The 17,500-nt window shown below is 64.4% G+C and carries 18 protein-coding genes; 2 read left to right on the top strand and 16 right to left on the bottom strand.

What is annotated here, in order from left to right; all coding sequences use genetic code 11:
• Positions 1–35 precede the first annotated feature (35 nt).
• On the top strand, positions 36–452 hold the full coding sequence (locus K1177_RS17875; protein ID WP_224705560.1) for a winged helix-turn-helix transcriptional regulator: 417 nt from the start codon (positions 36–38) through the stop codon (positions 450–452).
• Here the strand turns inward: K1177_RS17875 and K1177_RS17870 are convergent.
• From K1177_RS17870 to K1177_RS17795, 16 genes are all read right to left on the bottom strand, one after another.
• On the bottom strand, positions 449–919 hold the full coding sequence (locus K1177_RS17870) for a GNAT family N-acetyltransferase (RefSeq protein ID WP_224705558.1): 471 nt from the start codon (positions 917–919) through the stop codon (positions 449–451). The genes K1177_RS17875 and K1177_RS17870 overlap by 4 nt on opposite strands.
• A gap of 15 nt (positions 920–934) precedes the next feature.
• Complete coding sequence (locus K1177_RS17865) at positions 935–1,333, bottom strand: VOC family protein (protein ID WP_224705548.1); 399 nt, start codon at positions 1,331–1,333, stop codon at positions 935–937.
• 122 nt (positions 1,334–1,455) lie between these two features.
• Positions 1,456–2,043, bottom strand: coding sequence for an SCO family protein (locus K1177_RS17860; protein ID WP_318153305.1), 588 nt, complete (start codon positions 2,041–2,043; stop codon positions 1,456–1,458).
• Between the two features lie 7 nt (positions 2,044–2,050).
• Positions 2,051–2,533: a copper chaperone PCu(A)C gene (locus tag K1177_RS17855; protein WP_224705546.1), complete on the bottom strand. Its 483-nt coding sequence runs from the start codon at positions 2,531–2,533 to the stop codon at positions 2,051–2,053.
• Between the two features lie 50 nt (positions 2,534–2,583).
• A complete protein-coding gene (locus K1177_RS17850) occupies positions 2,584–2,967 on the bottom strand; it encodes a hypothetical protein (protein WP_224705544.1) in 384 nt (127 codons plus the stop codon).
• A gap of 64 nt (positions 2,968–3,031) precedes the next feature.
• On the bottom strand, positions 3,032–3,943 hold the full coding sequence (locus K1177_RS17845; RefSeq protein ID WP_224705542.1) for a LysR family transcriptional regulator: 912 nt from the start codon (positions 3,941–3,943) through the stop codon (positions 3,032–3,034).
• 32 nt (positions 3,944–3,975) lie between these two features.
• Positions 3,976–4,713, bottom strand: coding sequence for a TSUP family transporter (locus K1177_RS17840; RefSeq protein WP_224705532.1), 738 nt, complete (start codon positions 4,711–4,713; stop codon positions 3,976–3,978).
• A gap of 102 nt (positions 4,714–4,815) precedes the next feature.
• A complete protein-coding gene (locus K1177_RS17835; protein ID WP_224705530.1) occupies positions 4,816–6,114 on the bottom strand; it encodes a hypothetical protein in 1,299 nt (432 codons plus the stop codon).
• A gap of 71 nt (positions 6,115–6,185) precedes the next feature.
• Positions 6,186–8,084, bottom strand: coding sequence for an ABC transporter ATP-binding protein (locus K1177_RS17830; protein WP_224705528.1), 1,899 nt, complete (start codon positions 8,082–8,084; stop codon positions 6,186–6,188).
• A complete protein-coding gene (locus K1177_RS17825) occupies positions 8,081–9,937 on the bottom strand; it encodes an ABC transporter ATP-binding protein (RefSeq protein WP_224705526.1) in 1,857 nt (618 codons plus the stop codon). Before K1177_RS17825 ends, K1177_RS17830 begins: the two co-directional genes overlap by 4 nt.
• A 151-nt stretch (positions 9,938–10,088) precedes the next feature.
• The gene (locus K1177_RS17820) at positions 10,089–11,072 is read right to left on the bottom strand and encodes a DUF1624 domain-containing protein (RefSeq protein WP_224705524.1); all 984 of its coding nucleotides are present in this window, start codon (positions 11,070–11,072) and stop codon (positions 10,089–10,091) included.
• A complete protein-coding gene (recQ, locus tag K1177_RS17815; RefSeq protein ID WP_224705522.1) occupies positions 11,069–12,898 on the bottom strand; it encodes a DNA helicase RecQ in 1,830 nt (609 codons plus the stop codon). The genes K1177_RS17820 and recQ overlap by 4 nt, the downstream gene beginning before the upstream one ends.
• Before the next feature lie 93 nt (positions 12,899–12,991).
• On the bottom strand, positions 12,992–13,561 hold the full coding sequence (locus K1177_RS17810; protein ID WP_224705515.1) for a DNA-3-methyladenine glycosylase: 570 nt from the start codon (positions 13,559–13,561) through the stop codon (positions 12,992–12,994).
• Between the two features lie 30 nt (positions 13,562–13,591).
• The gene (locus K1177_RS17805) at positions 13,592–14,653 is read right to left on the bottom strand and encodes a D-TA family PLP-dependent enzyme (protein ID WP_224705513.1); all 1,062 of its coding nucleotides are present in this window, start codon (positions 14,651–14,653) and stop codon (positions 13,592–13,594) included.
• Entirely contained in the window at positions 14,650–15,426 is a 777-nt protein-coding gene (locus K1177_RS17800) for an SDR family oxidoreductase (protein ID WP_224705511.1), read from the bottom strand. The genes K1177_RS17805 and K1177_RS17800 overlap by 4 nt, the downstream gene beginning before the upstream one ends.
• A gap of 1 nt (position 15,427) precedes the next feature.
• Complete coding sequence (locus K1177_RS17795; protein WP_224705510.1) at positions 15,428–15,811, bottom strand: RidA family protein; 384 nt, start codon at positions 15,809–15,811, stop codon at positions 15,428–15,430.
• 183 nt (positions 15,812–15,994) lie between these two features.
• Between K1177_RS17795 and K1177_RS17790 the strand changes: the two genes are divergently transcribed.
• Positions 15,995–17,455 carry a M81 family metallopeptidase gene (locus K1177_RS17790; protein ID WP_224705509.1) on the top strand — a complete coding sequence of 487 codons (1,461 nt, stop codon included), beginning with the start codon at positions 15,995–15,997 and terminating at the stop codon, positions 17,453–17,455.
• The last annotated feature ends 45 nt before the right edge of the window (positions 17,456–17,500 follow it).

The following is a 17,500-nucleotide window of genomic DNA, read 5'->3' as shown; positions in this document are numbered from 1 at the left end:
CGAAAGTTCGGTACGCACCAAAAGGAGAGTAAGAGATGTCAGATGCCAGCAGCGCGCCGGCTCTCTATCGCTGGGAAGGGCACCAAGCAGCCAAGCCCGTCGATCCCAAGCTTGAAGCGCTGGTCCGCGACATCATCGGCAAGGTCGCCGACAAATGGACCATGCTGATCCTGGAAGCGCTGGAAGAGCACGGCACCCTGCGGTTCACCGATGTCGGCCGAAAATTGGGCGACATCAGCCAGAAGATGCTGACCAAGACGCTGCGCCAGATGGAGGCTGACGGACTGGTTGCCCGCACCGTGCATCCGGTTATTCCACCCCATGTCGACTATCAGTTGACCGAGATGGGGCAGAGCCTGGGCGCCGCCTTCTGCGGTGTCTGGCTGTGGGCCGAGGCGCATCACGCGGCGATCGAAGCCAGCCGCGCGGCCTTCCGAGCCCGCCAGGACTAGGCCTCGACCAGTCTCTTGCTGAGGTAGAGCGTGGTACCGCCCATGAAGGGCTCGCTGCGACCAACGTGAAAGCCGGTCCGCTCATAGAGTGCAACATTGCTTGCAAAGGCAGCGTTGGTCAGCAGGCGCAGCTCGCCACAGCCGGCCTCTCGGGCGCGCTGCTCGGCGTGCGCCAGCAGCATGCGGCCATGCCCCCTGCCCTGGCATTGGGGCTCAACGGCGATATTCTCGATCCAGAGATGATCGGGATGCTGCAGGGTCTCGATCAGCCCGACGAGCCCATCATCGACGACGAGCAAGTCGATACGGTGGCGCGTCAGCGCCTCGGCATAATCCACCCGCATGGGCATGGGCTCGCGACCGATCAGCGGAACCCATCGCGCATAGGCGGCACGCACCAATGCGGTGATGGCGGGCGCGTCACTGGCCGTGGCCTGGCGCCAGCGTGGCTGCGCGGTTTCAACCATCGGCAAGGTCCTGGCTCAGTTGGCCGGCGGCTGGGCCATCAGTTCCCAGACATTGCCTTCGCTGTCCTCGAAATAGGCCGAATAGCCCCATTCCGATTGCGTACCGGCGGTGATGATGCCGCCGCCGGCTGCCAGCACCTTGCGCAGGATCTCGTCCACCTCGGACGGACTGCCAGCCTGGTGGCTCAGCACAAAGCCGGGCGTGCCGGCGATGGCAACATCCTTGCCGGCGGTCTGGGCAATCTGCTCGCGGGGAAACAGCACGAAGGAAAAGCCGTCGTCAAAAAAGAAGGCGACGTGATCCTCGCCCGGCGCGATCTGCTCGTCCTCGATCTCGAACAGGGCACGATAGAACACAAAGGCGCGCTCCAGATCGTCCACGCCAATGGTGATGATGGAAATCGACGGCTTCATGGAAGGCTCCTGTGCAGTGGCGCATAGGGTAGTCAATTGCCGGCCGCCGCGTCACCCCTTGTCACTGCCGTTTTTCACCAATGCGCATGCCCGGCCGGGCGGTCGCCGGGCCGGGCACGAGATCAGGACTTGGCCAGGAGGTTGCGCAGCTTTTCGAGCGCCGTTGCCTGGCTTTCGCCATAGGCAATCGTGCCCTGGAATTCGCCCTGCCGATCAACCAGGAACACCGAGGCGGTGTGGTCCATCGTGTAGCCGCCGCCATCAAGCGGCACCTTCTGATAGTAGATGCCCCAGGCCTTGGCGATCTTGGCGATCTCCTCGGGCGTCCCGGTGACGCCGGTTATGCGGTCGCTCACCCAGCTGACATAGTCGCCCAGGATCTGGGGCGTATCGCGCTCCGGGTCGATGGTGACGAAATAGGCGCGCAGGTCTTTGCCCTGATCGCCCAGGCTCTCGAACCAGGACGACATCTCGGCCATTGTGGTGGGGCAAACGTCCGGGCAATGGGTGAAACCGAAGAACAGCGCCGAGGGATGGCCAACCAGCATGGACTGATCAACCGGCTGGCCATTCTGGTCAACCAGACTATAGACGCCCTTGCCAAAGCCGGCCTGGCCGGGTTGGCGCAAGAGGGCGGCGGCAGTGATGGCGGTGAGGCCAAGGGCGACGACCGCCACCCAGAGCCAGATGCGGATGGAGCGCAGGTTCATGGCCAGGCTACATCTTGTGTGCGCTGTGGGCGGCGCTGGCGGCCGCGCCCAGCACGGGCACGGCGATATCGACAGCACCGGCCTTTTCAAACACCAGCGTCACCGGCACGCTCTCGCCTTCGACGAAGGCCTGCTTGAGGCCCATGAACATCAGGTGGAAGCCACCGGGTGCGAGCTCGATGGACTGGCCGGCTGGCAGCTCCAGCCCGTCTGGCAGCTGGCGCATCTTCATCACGTCGCCGGCCATGGCCATTTCGTGAATCTGGACGTCGGCAGCGGCCGGCGAGCTGGCAGAGACCAGGCGGTCAGCCGCGCTGCCCGTGTTCTCAATGGTCATAAAGCCACCGCCCACTGGTGCGTTTGGCAATGTGGCGCGGACGAAAGGCTGGGTAATGGCGAGGTCGCCGACATGGGTAGCGTCCTCCTGAGCGAAGGCGGGGGCGACAAGCAGCAGGCTGGCCGCAAGGGCGGCGCGAAACAGAGCGATCATGATGATCTCCGGAAATGAGCAGGACAGGTTTGAGCCGGGGGCCCGAGGCGTCAGGCGCGTGACGGGGGGCCGCGTGGGCCGCCGGGCGGAGCCTCGGCGTCAGGCAAATTAGCCGGCCCCTGCCAGGGCAAGTCGGCCACGGTCAGTGGCGTGCGGGCTTCGAGCACGACCGGGTTGAGGCCAGGTGCAATGGCCAGCGGCTTGCCGGCGCCAGCAGCGGGGCACTTGGCCAGGCTCACTTGACCATCTTGGTCGATGTCGCCGGCCTGGCTGCACAGGGCCCAGCCCGGCGCAATGGTGCTGTAGCCGACAGCTTCGAACGCCAGCTGGCTGGCGCGCGCCTGGTGCATGGGCGAGAGCACCGTCAACAGATAGATCGCGAGCACGGCCAGGGCCGTGCCGATATGTCTGGCGATGCTATCGGTGTGGGTCATGGCGCATTGATAGGACGAGACGCGGCGGCGCGAAAGGGCTGCATTGTCGCAATCTGGGCCCGGCCTATGTCGAGGGCACGTAGGTCTCGGCGCACAGGGCTATGAAGCTCTTGATAGCCGCGGACAACGGCGTCGACTTGCGCCGTGCCACCAGGAGCTGTCGCAGTGCCCAGGGTTCGGCGAGCGGCGCGCAGACCAGGTCGGTGCCAGCCAGCAGGTGCAGGCTGGTGGAGCGCAGGAAGCCGATGCCGAAACCGGCCTCCACCATGCGCACGAGGGCCGGAAAACTCTCGACGCGCAGCGATTCGAGCAGGCGCTTGTCGGCCGCGCGCGCCGCATCGCCCAGCAGGCGATCCAGCGAACCGGCATGATGGATGCCCACGATGGCATGGTCGAGCACGGCGTCGAAGGCAACATCCCGGCGCGGCTCGATGCTGGCCGCCAGTGGGTGATCGGGCGGCACCAGCACCCAGACCCGATCGTCCTCGAAGGGGCGGATTTCGAAGCGGCTGAAATCGTAATTGTCCGAGACGATGGCGACGTCCGCCCGTCCCTCATCGAGCGCCAGCAGGGCCTTGGCGGCGCCCATCTCCTGCACGTCGAGGTCGATGCCAGCATGCTTTTGTGTGTAGCGGGCCAGCAATTCGGGCAAGCGTCCGGTCAAGGCCGAACTGGTGCAGGCCAGCCGCAGGGCGCCGCGCTGGCCACTGCCGAAATCGGCCATGACGGCATCGAGGTCGGCGATGGCGCGCAGCACGGTGCGGCAACCTTCGGCATAGGCCTGGCCAGCCGTGGTGAGGCGCACACCATGGGCTGAGCGATCAAACAGCACCACGCCGAGACGGCTTTCCAGGTCGGACACCCGGCGGCTGACCGCCGAGGACGCAATGCCCTCGCGCTCGGCGGCGCGGCCAATGGAGCCGGTTTCGGCCAAAAGCAGGATCAGGCGGGCAGTAACGCTGTCGAACGGTGTCATCGTGTCTCCTGATGGCACCATACTGATCGCGCTCAGATCAGCAAGCTGATGCCGCGCGCCAGATAGAAAATGCCGATGGCGGTGACCACCCAGCGCGTCAGTTCGCGGAAGCGCACATCGGTGAGCCGTTGCAGGACCCAATAGCCCGCGCTGGTTCCGGCGATGGCAAAGGGCGCGGCAACAGCGACTGCGCCCCATTCGAGAGGCGTCAGCACCATGGTCGCCTGCCAGTAGAACACCACCTTGGCGCTGTGGGAGAGCACCTGGGTGGCCGCCTTGGTGGCGATCACCTTGCGCCGATCCATCTGGGTGCGAATGAAGAAGATATCGACCGTCGGGCCGGAGACGCCAATGGCCAGATTGAGCCCGCCGCCCAGGAAGCCGCAGATGAAGGCATGCAGCGGCTTGCTGGCGTCCAGCTCCAGCCAGCTCCTGGGGATCCAGACCAGAATGGGCATCAGCCCCACCGCGATGCAGACCGTGACCAGATCGGGCGTGTAGCGGATGACGAACAGCAGGCCCGCAGCCGTCAGCAGGCCCAGGCAGATCGTCCCCAGGATGGGCCAGTCGATATAGGCCCGCGACAGCACGGCGCGCGAACCATTGGAGATGATCTGGATGGCGCCCTGGACGGCGATAGCCGTGCCGACCGGCAGGATGGCCAGCAGTACAGCCAGCAGCACGAGCCCACCAGCCATGCCAAATATGCCCGACAGCATGGAGGTGCAAAAAACCGCTGCTACCAGGACGATACCGACCCAAACCGCCATGCCATTCACTCCTGCTTGTCCAGGCAGTCATGGACTGACGGTAGCGCCGGCGCCATCATCAATCCGGCAAGGCGGGGTGCCGGATATGACGAAGCGATGACGTCAGTCAGCCAGGCCGGGGAAATAGTCGACGGCTGTCGGCGCCAGCAGTTCTGGGATGGTTTCGAGCTTGACGGTCAGCAGATCGCCGCCGCAGGCCGCGACCACATTGGGCAGGCCCTCGAGCGAAAAGACAACCGCCTCCCCAGGCGCAAAGCGAAAATTGAGATTGGTGCCGATCAGCTCGTCGATACCGCAATCGCTCTCAAACTGCGCGTCAGTGTCATGGACGCGATGGGCAATGGCGAAATCGATCAGGGGCTGGCCGGCACTCCAATAATAGTCATCGGGATTTTCCGCCGCTATCGCCTGATCGATCGGGTCTGGATTGTCGAAGTCGGTTGCCCGGGAGATCGCAATCCAGTCCTTGAACACCTTGGCCAGCGGCAGCCTGTGCCCGGCCTTGACGTCGAGATTGTAGCTGTCGCTGTGGTTGTTGGGATGGGCGCCGCCGCAGAAGGTACTGCCGGACTGGACCCAGCTCATCGCCGTCGGCGTCAACGATGACACGGTGATCAACTCGCTATCGAAATCGCCCAGCGTGCCGGGCCCCAGGCCGGCGCTATACTGGTTCGCGCCAAAGCCGGCATAGATCTGGGCCAGGCAATCGAAGGCGTAGAAATTGATCTGGGCATGCCGGCGCGCCAGTTCCTGATTGGCCAGGTTGGGCGAACTGCCGTCGCTGAGCGCAACGATGCGCGGAAAGGGAAACTTGCTGCGCGGATCGGTGAGGTAGTGGAAGCGCGAGCCCTCGATCGTCTCGTCGGGGCTAGCGCCCAGGGCCACATCCATCTTGGCGAAGTCATAGGGCGCTGCCTCGGGGGTAAACCCGTCGGCATAGGTCAGCTGCCACACGCTGTCATAGATGCCGTAGGGCGTCAGCTCCGTGTCTTCGGGGAGCGACCGCTGGCCAATACGCGTGAGATTGACGTCCAGGACTTTGCCGGACTTGCCTGCTGCTTTCCAGGTGCCGGCCAGGGTTTCGCCGTCGGCGCTCGCCTGCAGGGACCAGTGCGCGCCGATGGGCGGGTCGGTCACCACACCATCATCATTTTGAATGCAGGTCGTTTCGGTGCAGGGCGCCTCTTCGACCATGGCGCCCGGGGTGCCCGCAGCATCGAGCGGTATATCGCCGCCCTTGCCGAGATAGCTGTAGCGCCCCGCCAATGCCCCCTCTGGCGACGCCACCAGTTCGGCGATGATGTCGAACTTGCCCAAGGTGCCCTTGTAGGTCACGGCATCCACTGCCAGTGCCGGCGAAACAAGGCTCAGGCTCGTCAAGGCAAGGGCGGCGAGGCGCATTACATATCTCCAAGTTTTCAACTTGCTAGCATGCCGTACGCCCGGCCGCGAGATGGTTCATCAGGGTCGGTTCAGGTGGAGGCGGCCCGCGCGTTGACCTGGGCCACCAGCTCGTCGGGAATGTCATCGAAGCTGGCGTAGTTCATGTTGTAGAGCTTGGCGTAGAGCCCGCCCTGCGCCATGAGCTGGTCGTGGTTGCCAGTCTCGATCAACTCGCCATTCTGCAGCACAATGATGCGGTCTGCGCCACGAATGGTCGCCAGGCGATGGGCGATGACCATGCCCGTCCGCCCCTTGAGCAGAATGAGCAGCGCCTTCTGGATCTGCCGCTCTGTATAGCTGTCGATATTGGCCGTGGCCTCGTCGAGCACCAGGATCTTGGCGTCGGCAACCAGCGCGCGGGCAAAGCTCAACAACTGCCGCTGGCCCACGGACAAATTGGAGCCGCGCTGCTCAAGGATGGTGTCATAGCCCTGTGGCAGGCGGCTGATGAACTCATGTGCGCCCACGGCAGTGGCCGCAGCAATCACGTCCTCGCGTGTCGCCGAGGTCTTGTTGTAGCGGATGTTGTCGAACACCGAGCCGGTGAACAGGAAGGCCTCCTGCAGCACCATGGCGACCTGCTCGCCCAGCGATTCCTGGGTCACATCGCGCACGTCGTGCCCGCCGACCAGCACGGCGCCGGACTGCACTTCGTAGAAGCGATGCACCAGCGCCATGGCGCTGGTCTTGCCCGAACCGGTGGGGCCGACAAGGGCCACGGTCTCGCCCGGCTGCACCTTGAAGCTGACATTGCGCAGCACGGGGCGGTCAGGATCGTAGGCAAAGTTGACGTTGCGGAACTCGACCGAACCATCCATGTCGCGCGTCAGCGAGATGGCGTCGGGCTTGTCGGTGATCGAGGTCGGGATGTCGAGCACTTCGGTGATGCGGCGGCCCGAGGTCATGGCCCGCTGCATGATGGAATATTGCATGGTCAGCGAGCGGATGGGATCAAAGAAGCGCTGAATGTAGAACAGGAAGGCGACGATGACGCCGATCTCGAGGCTGCCATTGAGCACGAGCGAGCCGCCCACCACCACAACGATGGCCATGGCAATGCCGGTGAGGCTATCGACGATGGGCACCATGACCTGGGCATAGCGCGAACCGGTCAGCTGGGTGCGCAGATTGGCATAGGCCTTGTCGTCGAAGAGGTCGAAGTTGACCTTCTGGCGATCCAGGTTCTGCACGGTGCGTACACCATTGATGCCTTCGGCCATCGCGCCGGCGGTGATCGAATTGGTCTCATGGGCTGCCCAGAAGGCGCGCTTGGCCGGCGGCAGCCAGAAGATGCGCACCACGAACAGGATAGGCATGGTCGAGAGGGTCAACAGGCCCAGGCGGAAGTCGAGCGTGAGCAGCACCACCACAATGCCGACCAGCAGCACCATGTCGCCCACCGAGATCACGGAGGTTTCGAGGAATTCCTGCATGGAATTGACGTCGCCCTGCAGCCGGCTCATCAGCCGGCCGACCTCGGTCTTGTCCATGAAGCTGAGCGAGACCCGCTGCAGTTGCGCGAACATGGCTCGGCGCATGTCGAACAACACATGCTCGGCAACCTTGCCCACTTCGGTCTCCTGCACAAAGGAGGCGCCGAAATTCAGAATGACGGCCACGGCAAAGGCAGCAACGGCCCACAAGAGATTGGTCGAATTGCCACCCTGGGTCATGCCGCTGTCGATGGCCCGCCCGATGATGAGCGGGATGGCCAGTTGCGTGGCGGTAAAGACCAAAACAGCGGCGACTGACAGGTAGATCCGCAGGCGATAGGGGCGCACGAAAGCCCAGATACGGCGCACCGTCTTGGGGTCATAGGCCTTGCCGAAGATCTCTTCCTCGATGCGGTGGCTGCCCACGCTGGCGCGCGGCGGGCGCTGGCCGGGGAAGGCGGCGACGTCGCGATCATCATCCTGAATGCTGGTCATTGGGCGGCACTCCCGATGTCGATGTCTTCGGCGGGGCGGGTCTGAAGGTCGTAGAGCGCGCGGTAGCGCCCGCCCTTGGCCAACAGGGCCTCGTGCGTGCCCTGCTCAACGATCTTGCCGTTCTCGAGGAACAGGATGGTATCGGCGTGCAGGAGCGAACTCAGGCGATGGGAGATGACCAGGGTGACCCGATCCTTGGCATAGCGGCGGATGGCGCTGCGGATGCGATGCTCGGTCCCCGCGTCAATGGCGGCGGTGGAATCATCAAACACCATGACGGCGGGCTTGAGCACGAGGCTGCGCGCGATCGACAGGCGCTGGCGCTGGCCGCCCGAGAGCGAGATGCCGCGTTCGCCCACCACGGTGTCGTAACCGGCGGGCAGGCCCATGATGTAATTGTGCAGCTGGGCGCTTTCGGCGGCCTTTTCGATCTTGGTCTCCTTGGACCAGGGATCGCCATAGGCAATGTTGTTCTCGATGGTGGTGGTGAACAGGAAGCTGTCCTGCTGCACCACGGCGACCGCGCGGCGCAGCGACTGGAGCGTCACCTTGCTCACGTCCTGGCCATCAATGGTGATGCGGCCGGAGTCGATATCGTAAAAGCGCGGAATGAGATGGGCCAGCGTCGACTTGCCGGCGCCAGGCGCGCCGACGATGCCAATGGTCTGGCCTGCGCGGGCCTCGAAACTGACGCCGTCGAGCGTGGCGTGGGTCGCGCCGGGATAGGTAAAGTGCACATCCTCAAAGCGCAGCGTGCCTTCGGTCACCACCAGGTCCGTGGCGCCGGGGGCATCGTCAATGGCCAGGGGCTCATCGAAGAAGGCGAACAGACGGTCGCCACAGATGGAGGCACGGGCAAAGGAATTGACCATCAGCCCGAGCTGGCGCACCGGCATCTGCAGGATGGTCATGAAAGTGAGAAAACTCGCCAGCGTGCCCACGCTCATTTCGCCGGCGATGACCTTGAGGCCGCCAAACCAGAGCACCAGGCCCATGGCGGCGAAGAAGGACAGGGTCATGGCGCTGGTGTTTCGCACGCGGATGTCGACGCGATCATGCGAGAGGGCAAGGGCCTCGCGCGAGGCGGCGTCGAACTTGTCCAGCTCGAACTTCTGGCCGGAGAAGGCGCGGACGACGCGAATGCCGCCCAGGTTCTCTTCCATCACCCGGGTGAGGCCAGAGAGTTTTTGCTGCAGCACAATCCAGGTGGCGCGCAGGGTCAGCTGCGCCACCGATGAGCGCCAGGCGACGAAGGGCACAAAGCTCAGGGCCAGGAGGCCGAGCAGCAGATCAGTGGTGAGCAGCATATAGGCGCCCACGCCGATCAGGACGGACAGCAGCACCACGCGGATGAGCCCGGTGGCAAAGAACATGCGCACGCCGTCCAGATCGAGCAGGCCCACGGTGATCAGATCGCCGGTGTGGATCTTGTCGTGGTAGGAATAGGAGAGCTTCTGGACCTTGTCGTAGAAGGCCAGGCGCAGCTCGTAGCCGACATGGTGACCCACCGATTCCGAGAAATAGTTCTGGATCAGGGTGAAGACACCGCGCGCCACCGACACGGTCAGGAGCGTCATTGCGCTCCAGAACAGCGCCTGCTCGGCGCCCGGCGCGCCCACAGCCAAAATGCCCTGCGCCTGATCGACCGCATGGCCCAGCAGGCGCGGAATGAGCAGTTGCAATACCGAGGCAATGATGGTGGCCAGAATGGCCGCCGAGGCCTGCCAGGGGTGTCGCAGCGAGAAAATGGCGATCCGCACCAGGGCGGTCTGACCTTTGCCGGCATGGGCCGCAGCCAGATGTGCACCTGCATCGCCGCGCGAACGGTCGCGGCCAGCCGTGTGGGGGGTCAAGGCAGTATCCAGACGTCAAAAAATGTGGGGTCCGACCTGGCCGTGCGGCAGGCGTCACAGCGGTGCGGACAAATCAGTAGTACAATTATTCAATGCCCATTCGCCCTACCATTCAAGACGGAATCTGAGCAAAAAACGCAAGTTTGCGCGGTTACTGCGGGCTGTTGAGTTCGGGATAGATCAGGGCCGAACATTGGCGATTGCTGGCATCCAGCTTGGCCTGCTCATCGGCGGAAACCAGACCCGAATAGATGGCCTGCCAGAGATCATTGGCCTCAACGCCCTCAAGGCCGCACTGGCAATAGGTGGTGCAGAGGTCTGCCGAGGTGCCGGAATCGACACATGTCGATTGGCACGAGGCGAGGAAATCGGTCTGGCGCATGGCGATTTCGGGATGCAGCAGGGCCGCCGCCGGAGCAATGATACCGAGCAGGATCGGTTGGTGCAGCAGATAGATCAACAGGCTCCAGCGCCCCAGCGTGGCCAGCAGCCGGGGCAACCGACCCTGCGGCTGGATGGCGGCCAATCGCGCGGCCCAACGGCTCGCCAGCAGCAGGCGCATGGCAATCACGCCGATCAGTACCGCGCCGAACCAGGGGAAGACCGGCACCAGATCGTTGGTCGGTGGCGGCACCACCCAGAAGCCGAGCCAGGAGTAGGGCTTTTCGTTGAACAGCGCGTCGCTGAAGCCGAAGGGCAAGGCAATGACAATGGCGGCGACTAGGCCAGCCACCCAGATGGGCGCGGCGAGGAACGGCAGGGCCATCAGGCTGAACAGCGCAATGGCGTGCAGCACGCCGAAATAGACAAAGCTCTCGGGAAAGACGATCCAGGTGCCCAGGGTGATGGCAAGGGCGCCGGCCACCACGAACATCCAGCGCCGCCAGAAGGCGCGCCAGCGGATGCCGCGACCATGGCCAAGGACCAGGCCAACGCCCACCAGGAACAGGAACACCGCCAGGATCGAGCGGGCGATCACCACCCATTCGCGATCATAGCCGACGTCCGGTGCGATGAAGCGGAAATAGCTCAGGTCCCAGCACAGGTGATAGGCGATCATGGCGATGATGGCGACGCCACGGGCAATGTCGATTGCCGCAAAGCGCGGGCGGCTCGAGACTGTGGCGTCCGTCACGCGGCCACCTCGGCCACCACCGCCAGGAAGGCCTCGCCGTATCGATCCAGCTTGGCCTGGCCGACGCCGGGCAGGTTGAGCATGTCGTGCGGGTGACGCGGCACAGCCAGGGCCATGGCGCGCAGCGTGGCGTCATGAAAGATGACATAGGGCGGCACGCCCTGCTGCTTGGCAATGCGGGTGCGCGCCTCGCGCAGCGCCTCGAACAGCGGCTGGGCATGGGGCGGCACATTGGCGGCGCGTTCGAGCGAGCGGCGGACCTCGACGGTCTTTTTGGGCCGGTCCTTGCGCAGGATGACCTGCCGCTCGCGCTTGAAGACCGCGTGCGCCCCCTCCCCCAGCGTCAGTGCACCGTGATTGGCATGGTCGACCACGATCAGGCCCGAGGCGGTGAGCTGGCGGAGCACCGATTGCCACACCTTGGCGTCGAGATCCGCCCCGGCGCCAAACACCTTCTGGTTGTGGTGGCCGAAGCGCTCGACCTTTTCGGTCGACTTGCCCATCAGCACATCGATGATGTGGGCGGCACCGAAGCGCATGCCGGTGCGATAAATGGCGGCCAGCGCCTTGATCGCCGCCTCGGTGCCGTCCCAGGATTCCACCGGCGAGCGGCAGGTATCGCAATTGCCGCAATTGCCTGGATGGGCCTCGCCGAAGTGGTTGAGGATCGCCTTGCGGCGGCATTCGGCGGTTTCACAGACGCCCAGCAGGGCATTGAGCTTGCCATGTTCGAGGCGCTTGACCTCGTCGGGGGCATTGCCCTCGTCGATCATGCGGCGGCGCTGCACCACATCGGCCATGCCATAGCTCATCCAGGCGTCGGCGGGCTGGCCGTCGCGCCCGGCGCGGCCGGTTTCCTGGTAATAGGCCTCGATGGAGGCCGGCAGATCCATATGGGCGACATAGCGCACGTCGGGCTTGTCGATCCCCATGCCGAAGGCGACCGTGGCGACCATGCAGATGTTGTCTTCCTTGAGGAAGGCATCCTGGTTGGCGCTGCGCGTCTCGGCGGGCAGGCCGGCATGATAGGGCAAAGCCGGAATGCCCTTGGAGGATAGCCAATCGGCGGTATCCTCAACCTTGGCGCGGCTCAGGCAGTAAACGATGCCCGAGCTGCCCTTGTGCGCGGCGAGAAACGCAAGCAACTGGTCGCGGGCCTTGTCGCGCTCGACGATGGAATAGGAAATATTGGGGCGGTCGAAACTGGTGGTGAAGACCTCGGCCGTTTCGAGCCCCAGGCGCTCGATGATGTCTTCGCGCGTAGTGGGGTCTGCCGTTGCGGTCAGGGCAATGCGCGGCACGCCGGGGAAGAGTTCGGTGAGCTTGCTCAGTTCACGGTATTCGGGGCGGAAATCATGACCCCACTGGCTCACGCAATGCGCCTCGTCGATGGCGAAAAGGGCAATGTCGATGCCCGACAGCATGTTGGCAAAGCCGGGGGTGGCCACGCGTTCGGGCGCCACATAGAGCAGGTCCAGCTCGCCATTGCGCAATTGCCGGCGCACATCGGCGGATTCCTCGGCATTGAGCGAGGAGTTGAGCGCGGCAGCGGCGACGCCAGCCTGGCGCAGCGCCTCGACCTGGTCGCGCATCAGGGCAATCAGCGGCGAGATGACGATTCCTACCCCTGGCCGGCAGATGGCCGGGATCTGGTAGCACATCGATTTCCCGGCGCCGGTAGGGAACAGCACAACGGCGTCGCCGCCATCGACCAGATGGCGCACCACCTGGTCCTGCTGACCCCGGAAGCTCTTGTGGCCAAACACTTCGCGCAGCACGGCCAGCGGATCGCGTGCCGTTGCTAGCGCGTCGCGCTGCTGGGCCATCGCGCCACTCGTGAAAAGATCCCATGCCGATTCAAGTGTGCTCACGCCGCTCTTGGATCACAGGCACGGGGTGCGCCGCAAGGCGGCATGGCGTCAACGCTGATGGCTCTCCACCGCGGACATGGGCTTGCTGAGAAAGCGCGAGCTGGCCAAAGCGAAGCGCCAGGGGGTGTCGACGGCTTTGGTGATGCCGATGCGTGGGCCGGTCAGGATGGCAGCGGGCTGATTGGCCAGCTCCAGAGCAAAGGGCGCGCCCGCCAGCGACAGCCCGTCGTGCCCGCGATCCACCGCCAGCGCCTGACAAAGCTTTCCTGGCCCCGAGCACAGGTGACGGTCGGGCACACCGCCGCGCCGCTCGCGCATCTGGGCCAGCCCGTCGGTTGGTTCAAGCGCACGCAGCAATAGCGCACTGCCGCGTTGGCAGACGATATTGAGGCACCAGTGGATGCCATAGATCTTGTAGACATAGACATGGCCGGGCGGGCCGAACATGGCGGCGTTGCGCAGCGTGGGCCCGCGAAAGCTGTGCGACGCCGGATCGGCCTCGTCATAGGCTTCAACTTCCACCAGCACCCCGCCGACACCGTCGACGAGCAGGCGCGCGCCGATCAGCTCGGGCGCGACGACCGCTGGCGGACGATCAAAGAAGGTGAGGTCCTGCATGGCCTCACTCCAGCCGCCATGCCCGGATCGTCACCCGACCCGTCCGCGCGCAGCGACGTCCACCGTCTCGACCAGTTGTTCACCGGAAATCAGATGCACGGTGTCGAACAAATTGCTGACCACGCAGGCGTGGTTGGGAATGATGCGCAGGGTCTCGCCGATCACGGGCTTGGTGGCACACTTGGACAGATCAATGGTGCCATGCTCTTCGCTGAGCCCGGTGATGACGGCCTCGGGATAGGCCTCGATAAGGCCGAAGCCGGTCATGCCCAGCGTATCGCTGGTCAGCGCCTTGGAGCCGGCATCGATGATGGCGCGGTCTTCGGTGGGGCGGCTGACCACGGTGGCCAGCACGGTCAGCGCGCAATCGGTGAACCCGCCGACGCCTTTGGCCACCTGGAAGCGGTCCATATAGATATAGGTGCCGGGGCGATGCTCGGTAGCGGCTGTGACCTCGTGCGCGCGCCAAAGGTCGGGCGTACCGCCATTGGAGATCACGGCGGCCGGCAGGCCGGCGGCAGCCAGTTCGGATTTGGCCATGGCCAGCCAGGCGGCATTGGCTTCGACCTGGCCGGCAGCCGGATAGGTCATCAGCCCGCCAAACACCAGGCCAGGCGAGGCGGCGATCAATTGCGCCAGGGCAACCGCAGCCTCGGGCGTCTGCACGCCGCAGCGGCCCATGCCGGTGTCGCATTCGACGAGGACGGTGAGCGGCTTGCCCGCATCGGCAAAAGCGTCCGACAGGCCGGCCACGGTCGTGACGCTGTCGGCGGTGACGCTGATATTGACCCGCTCGGCCAGCGCCCGCAGCCGCGCCAGCTTGGCAGCGCCAATGATGTTGTAGGGCAGGAAGATTTCGGTGATGCCGGCATCGGCAAACACCTCGGCTTCGCCCAGCTTCTGCACGGTGATGCCCACGGCGCCCAGTTCCATGGCGCGCTTGGCAAAGCGCGGCAGCTTGTGGGTCTTGATATGGGGACGCAGCTTGAGACCATGGCTATCGGCATAGCTCTGGGCGCGGGCCAGATTGGCCTCGACCCGGTCGATGTCGATCAGCACGGCAGGGGTATCGAGCGCAGAAATATCGGTCATTTGCCCCTCAGGACCTCGTCAACGAACACCAGATTGCCGGCGGTGAGGCCAGCGTCGACCGGCAACACCGTGCCGGTTATGCCCGAAGCGGCATCGGAGCAATAGAACACGGCGGCATTGGCCACTTCCATGGGCAGCACCATGCGGCCGAGCGGATAATGCGGCAGCACATTGTCGAGGAGGGTCGGATCGGCCTCAAGCCGATGATCCCAGGCCGGCGTGCGCACCGAACCGGGGCAGATCACATTGGCCCGCACGCCCCGCCCGCCGCGCTCGACGGCGATGGCCTTGGCATAGGCGACGAGGCCGGCCTTGGCGGCCGAATAGGCGGGGTTGCCGTAGTGGCCCAGGGCATTGACCGAGGCGATGAAGACGAGGCTCCCCGACCCCCGCGCGGCCATGGCGGCAACGATCGGGTCGGTCATGGCATAGGCGCCATTGAGGTTGATGGCGAGCTCGGAGGCCCAGGCGTCGTCGTCGAGGTGGTCGAGGATTTCGGCGCGGGTGAAACCGGCATTGGAAACCACGGCATCGGGGGCGCCAAAGGCCTTGAGATGATGCTCGATGGCGCTGCGTGTGCCCCTGGCGTCGGCCTGGTCGAACAGCACCTGCCCGGCCAGTTCCAGCCCGTCCATCAGCTCGGCGCTGCGGTCAGCGCCGATGACACCGGCGCCTGCCGCCCGGAAGGCGGCAACCAGCGACCGACCAATGCCGCCGCCGGCGCCAGAGATCAGCACGGTCTTGCCGTCCAGGCGGAAGGGCGAAGCGCTCATCTCAGGGCCCCTTATAGGCGACGCATTCGATCTCGACCTTGCAGTCGACCATCATATGGCTCTGGACGCAGGCGCGGGCCGGCGGATGCTCGCCGAAATAGCTCTTGTAGACGCCGTTGAAGCTCCAGAAGTCGCGCGGATCGTCGAGCCAGACGCCACAACGCACCACATGTTCGAGGCCGTAGCCAGCCTCCTCAAGGATGGCGATGATGTTCTGGATGGTGAGGTGGGTTTCCTCGACGATGCCACCGCGCACGATCTCGCCGTCCTTCATGGCCACCTGGCCGGAAACATAGAGCCAGCCCCCCGCCTCGACGGCACGCGCGAAGGGCAGGTTCTGTCCGCCCGCACCCGATTTTTCAGCACCATAACGTTTGATGGACATGACGCACTCCAAGGTCGTTTCTGAAAGCCAGTTTCGGTTGAGAGCATTATATGGCGTAAAATCGGGCTGGCGGTCGACAGTTTTTCAGTTTCAGTGAAAATTTGTTACGTGATCGCCCCCATGTGTCCGTGCTAACGTCCGCACAGTCGCCTGCCTGGCATGCCCCTTCCTGCGAGACCTTCCGTGCGCGTTTTCACCGCCGCCCTGGCCACCGAGACCAATACATTTTCCCCCATCGCGATCGACAAGCGCGCCTTTGAGGCCTCGCTGCACGCCGGGCCCGGAGAGCATCCTGCAACGCCGACACTGTGCACGGCGCCCATCACCGTTGGCCGCGAGGTCTGTGCCGGGCTGGGCTGGACGCTGATCGAGGGCAGCGCCAGCTGGGCCGATCCGGCAGGGTTGATCGCACGGTCGACCTATGAAGAGCTGCGCGACGATATTCTGACCCAATTGCAGGCGGCGATGCCGGTCGATGGCGTGGTGCTGGGCCTGCATGGCGCCATGGTGGCGCAGGGCTATGACGACCCCGAGGGGGATCTGTTGAGCCGGGTGCGGGCCATCGTCGGACCCGACGTGCTGGTCTGTGCCGAGCTCGATCCGCATAGCCATCTGACGGCAAAGCGGGCAGCGGCGGCCAATTTCTTTGTTGTTTTCAAAGAGTTCCCCCATACCGACTTTGTCGACCGGGCGCGCGACCTGTGGGCCATCGCGGTGCGGGCGCTCAAGGGCGAGATCACGCCGGTGATGAGCGTGTTTGATTGCCGCATGATCGATGTGTTCCCCACCTCGCGCCAGCCGATGCGCGGCTTTGTCGACCGGCTCTATGACCTTGAGAAGAGCGAGCCGCATGTGCTGTCGCTGTCGGTGATCCACGGCTTCATGGCCGGCGACGTGCCGGAAATGGGCACCAAGGTCATTGCCGTCACCGATGGCCATGCCGATGCCGGCGCGGCGCTGGCCGAGCGGCTGGGCCGCGAATTGTTTGCCCTGCGCGGCACCTTCATGGTGCCCCAGGTGGACGAAAAAACCGCCGTGGACATGGCGGTGGCAGCGCCGAAGGGGCCGGTGGTGATCGCCGATGTGTGGGACAATCCCGGTGGCGGCACGGCAGGCGATGCAACGGTCATTCTGGCAGAGCTGATGGACCGGGGGATAAGTGACGTGGCGGTGGGCACCATCTGGGACCCCATTGCGGTGCAGATCTGCATGGCGGCCGGCGAAGGTGCTGAAATTCCACTGCGTTTTGGGGCCAAATCGGCCCCCGATACCGGCAATCCGATCGACCGGCTGGTGACGGTCAAACGGTTGGTGCGGGATGCGCAGATGCGCTTTGGCGACAGCTTTGCGCCCTTTGGCGATGCCGCCTGGATCAGCTTTGACGGGATCGATGTGATCCTCAACTCAACCCGGGCGCAAAGCTTTGATCCGTCACTGTTTTCAGCGATGGGGATCGACCCGAAATCGCGCAAGATCCTGCTGATCAAATCGACCAACCACTTCTATGACAGCTTCAGCAAAATCGCCTCGGAGATCGTCTATTGCTCGGCCGGGAAACCCTATCCAAACCGGCCGGCGGAGACCCATTATCGCAAGGCGCGCAAGGACATCTGGCCCATGCACATGTCACCCTTTTCGGCGTGACACTTCGCAGCCAAGTGCTGACATGGTGACAACAGAAAAGGCCCC

This window comes from Devosia aquimaris (genome assembly GCF_020169335.1).
GTDB lineage: Bacteria > Pseudomonadota > Alphaproteobacteria > Rhizobiales > Devosiaceae > Devosia > Devosia aquimaris.
The sequence above is the reverse complement of the archived record's forward strand: the minus strand, read 5'-3'. Positions and strand labels throughout refer to the sequence as shown.